Annotated in this window: 2 protein-coding genes; both read left to right on the forward strand. The window is 80.4% G+C overall.

Annotated elements, in window-relative coordinates:
• The coding region (locus ATM99_RS19455) for an FtsX-like permease family protein (protein ID WP_369798097.1) at positions 1-1,889 on the forward strand (1,889 nt) is incomplete at its 5' end.
• Positions 1,886-3,291 (forward strand): hypothetical protein (locus ATM99_RS15300; RefSeq protein WP_223305161.1); only part of this gene is annotated, 1,406 nt, incomplete at its 3' end. The genes ATM99_RS19455 and ATM99_RS15300, both read left to right, overlap by 4 nt.

The following is a 3,291-nucleotide window of genomic DNA, read 5'->3' on the forward strand; positions in this document are numbered from 1 at the left end:
GCGTGCTGCAGCTGCGCGGGCGGGCGTTCGCGGCCGGCGGCGGTGCGGACCCGCTGCTGGTCGTCGTGCCGCTGCTGTGCCTGGTGGCGGGGGCGGCGGTCGCGCTGCGGGTCGTGCCGTGGGTGGCACGCCGCGCCGAGGTGCGCGCCGACCGGTCGGCCGGGCTCGTGCTCCCGCTCGCGTCGTGGGAGGTCGCGCGGCGCGGGCACTCGACGGGCGCCGCGCTGCTGCTCGTGCTCGCGACGGCCGCGGCGACGTTCGGCACGTCGCTGGGCGCGACGTGGGCGACGTCGGCGCAGGACCAGGCCGACACCGCGGTCGGCGCCGACCTCGCGGTGGGCCGCACGGCCGAGGCACCGCTCGCGCAGGCGGCCGCGCTCGCCGAGGCCACCGGGGGCACCGCCGTCCCGGTGACGGACCGCGCCGTGGCGCTCGGGCCCGTCTCGGGGCCCGGTCCGGCGACGCCCGAGACGCACCTCGTCGCGATCGACACCCGGCACGACCCGTCGCTGGTCCGGGGTCGGCTGCCCTCGGGCACGACGTGGCCGGGTCTCACGACGGGCCTGGGCCCCGACGCGCCCACGGCGGGGATCGCGCTGCCGGCCGGTGCGGGCACGGTCGAGGTGGCGGTCACGGGCGCGGTCGAGTCGCAGCGCGGGCGCACGCTGCCGGACCTCACGGTCGCGCCGACGGTCGTCGTGGAGGCCGAGGGCGGTGCGCGGCAGACCGTGACGGGTGCGGCCGTGCCGCTCGACGGCGCCGCGCACGCGCAGGTGCTGCCGCTGCCGCCAGGTGCCGCGCTGCGGGTCGTGGCGGTGGACCTGCGGGTCGAGGTCGGGCAGCAGGCCGACGTGCTGGCCCTGCCCACCGAGTCCCGGCCGCTCGACGTGGGCGTCACGCTGACGCCGGGAGCGGGGGCCGCGACGGCGCCGTCGGGAGGTGGCTGGTCGGCCGCGGTGGCGGCCGGCGACGTCGACCGGTTGCGCACCCCGGACGACGTCGCGGTCCGGCAGGACGGCGACGCCACGACCGTCACGGGCCGGGTCGGGCTGGTCGCCGGGTCGCTCGTGACCGGGCCCGCGCACCTCGTGCTCGCCGGGTTCGCGCCGCCGCCCGACGTGCCCGTGCTGCTGGGCCGCGACCTGGCCGCGAGCATCGCCGCCGCACCGGGCGACACCTACGCCCTGGCCCTCGGCGACACGACGGTCGTGGCACGCGTCGTCGGCGTCGCACCGCCGCGCGCCGCCCTGCCGCGCGGCGCGACGATCCTCGCCGACCAGGACGCGCTGTCCCGGGCGGTCGTCGCGCACGGCCCGATCTCGGGGGTCGTCGACGCGTGGTGGCTCACGGACGTCGACGACCCCGCGGCGACGGCGCGGCTCGTCGAGGCCGCGGGCCTCGGGGAGCCCGTGACGCGCGTGGCACTGGCCGCGCACCTGCGCGACGACCCGCTGCGTGTCGGCGTGCAGGTCGCGCTGTGGCTGCTGGTCGCCGCCGCCGGCGTCCTCACGGTCGCGGGGACCGTCGTGCAGAGCGCGGCGGCGCTCGAGGCCCGCGCGGTCGACGTCGCGCGCCTGCAGGGCATGGGCGCCTCGCGGCGCGCCGTGGTCGGCACGCTGCTGGTCGAGCACGGCGTCGTGAGCGTGCTGGTGGTGCTGGCCGGCGCCGCGGTCGGGGCGGTCACTGCGGTCGTCGTGGGGCCGCGGCTGGTGGTCTCGGCGACGGGCGGCGTGCCCGTGCCGGTGCCGGTCGCGGTGTGGCCGTGGCCCGCGCAGGTGGCGGTCGTGGGCGTGCTGCTGGTGGCGTGCACGGCCGTCGTCGTGCCGGTCGCGACGCGGCTCGCCCGCCGCGCGACCGTCGCGCACCTGCGCATGGAGGGCGGGCGGTGAGCGGCGGGGACGCACGGGACGCGGGACGCGCGGCGGCCGGTCGCGCGACACCGGCGCGCCGGATCCCGCGGTCGTCGGGCCCGCGCCGGTGGTGGCCCGCGGTCAGCGTCGCGGCGGCCGCGGGGCGGGCACGCGCCGACCGCGGGCCGCTCGCGCTGACGGCCCTGGTCGTCGCCGTCGCCGCGTTCCTCGCGGTGGCGGCGCCCCGGCTCGTCGCCGCGACGGGCGACGACGCGCTGCACTGGGCCGTGCGCGACGCGGGGCCGGACGCCGACCTCACGTTCGCACGCTCGATCGAGGAGGACGCGTACCAGGCCCGGGCGCTGCAGGTCGACCTCGCCGACACCACGCGCAGCCTCGCCACGGGCCTGCGCGGGGCGCTCGACCCGGCGCTCGACGCGGCCGTGACCGCGCCGGTCGTCACGGTCGCCACGCTGCCGCTGCTCGTCGTCGAGCCCGGGACCGGCGTCGACACCCCGGTGCTGCGGACCGCGTTCGTGGACCACGACGGCTCCCCCGCCGTGACGTGGGTCGCGGGCGCCGCGCCGGGCCCGACGCTCACCGAGCGCGAGGCCCGCTCGTGGCAGCCCGGGCCGCCCGTGCCCGTCGAGGTCGGGCTGTCGCAGGCGGTCGCCGCCGCGCTGGGCGTGGAGGTCGGCGACGTCCTGAGCACGCGCAACGAGTCCCGGACGGTCGCGCTGCAGGCCACCGTCAGCGGCGTGTTCCGCGCCGACGACCCGGCCGACGCCGCGTGGTCGGCGGTGCCGGGGCTGCTGGAACCGCGCATCGTCGGCACGCCGCTCACGCGCCAGACGCAGCTGACCGGGCTGCTGTCCGACGCGTCGCTGCCCGCCGCGCTGTTCGCGATGCCGCCCGGGGTCACGCAGCGCGTCGTCGCGTTCCCGCCCGACGCGGCACGACTCGTGCAGGCCGACGTCGCGCCCGTCGCGGCCGAGATCGCGGGGCTGCGCGCGCAGGCCGGCGTGCGGGCGTCGGACGGGTCGCGCACGTCGGTCACGACGCGCCTGGACGGCGTGCTGCTGGACGCGCGGGACCGGTTCGGCGCAGCCGTCGCGCAGACGTCGGTGCTGCTGGGCGGGGTCCTGGGCGTCGTCGCGCTGTGCCTGCTGGTCGCCGCGGGCCTGCTGGTGCGGCGGCGCGCGACGACGCTGGCGACGCACCGGGCGCGCGGCGCGACCCTGCCGGCCGTCGCGGTCGAGCTGGGCGTCGAGTCGGTGCTGGTCGCGGCGCTGGGGGCCGGGGCCGGCGTGGTCGTCGCGGGGCTGGTGGTGCCGGGGGCCGTGCCGTGGGGGTGGCTGCTGCCGGTGGTCGTGGGCGCGGCGGCCGGCCCGCCCGTGCTGGGGGTGCGGCTCGCGGCGCGCAGCGCGGGCGGGCGCCGCGT

It is taken from the genome of Cellulomonas sp. B6 (assembly GCF_001462455.1).
Lineage (GTDB): Bacteria > Actinomycetota > Actinomycetes > Actinomycetales > Cellulomonadaceae > Cellulomonas.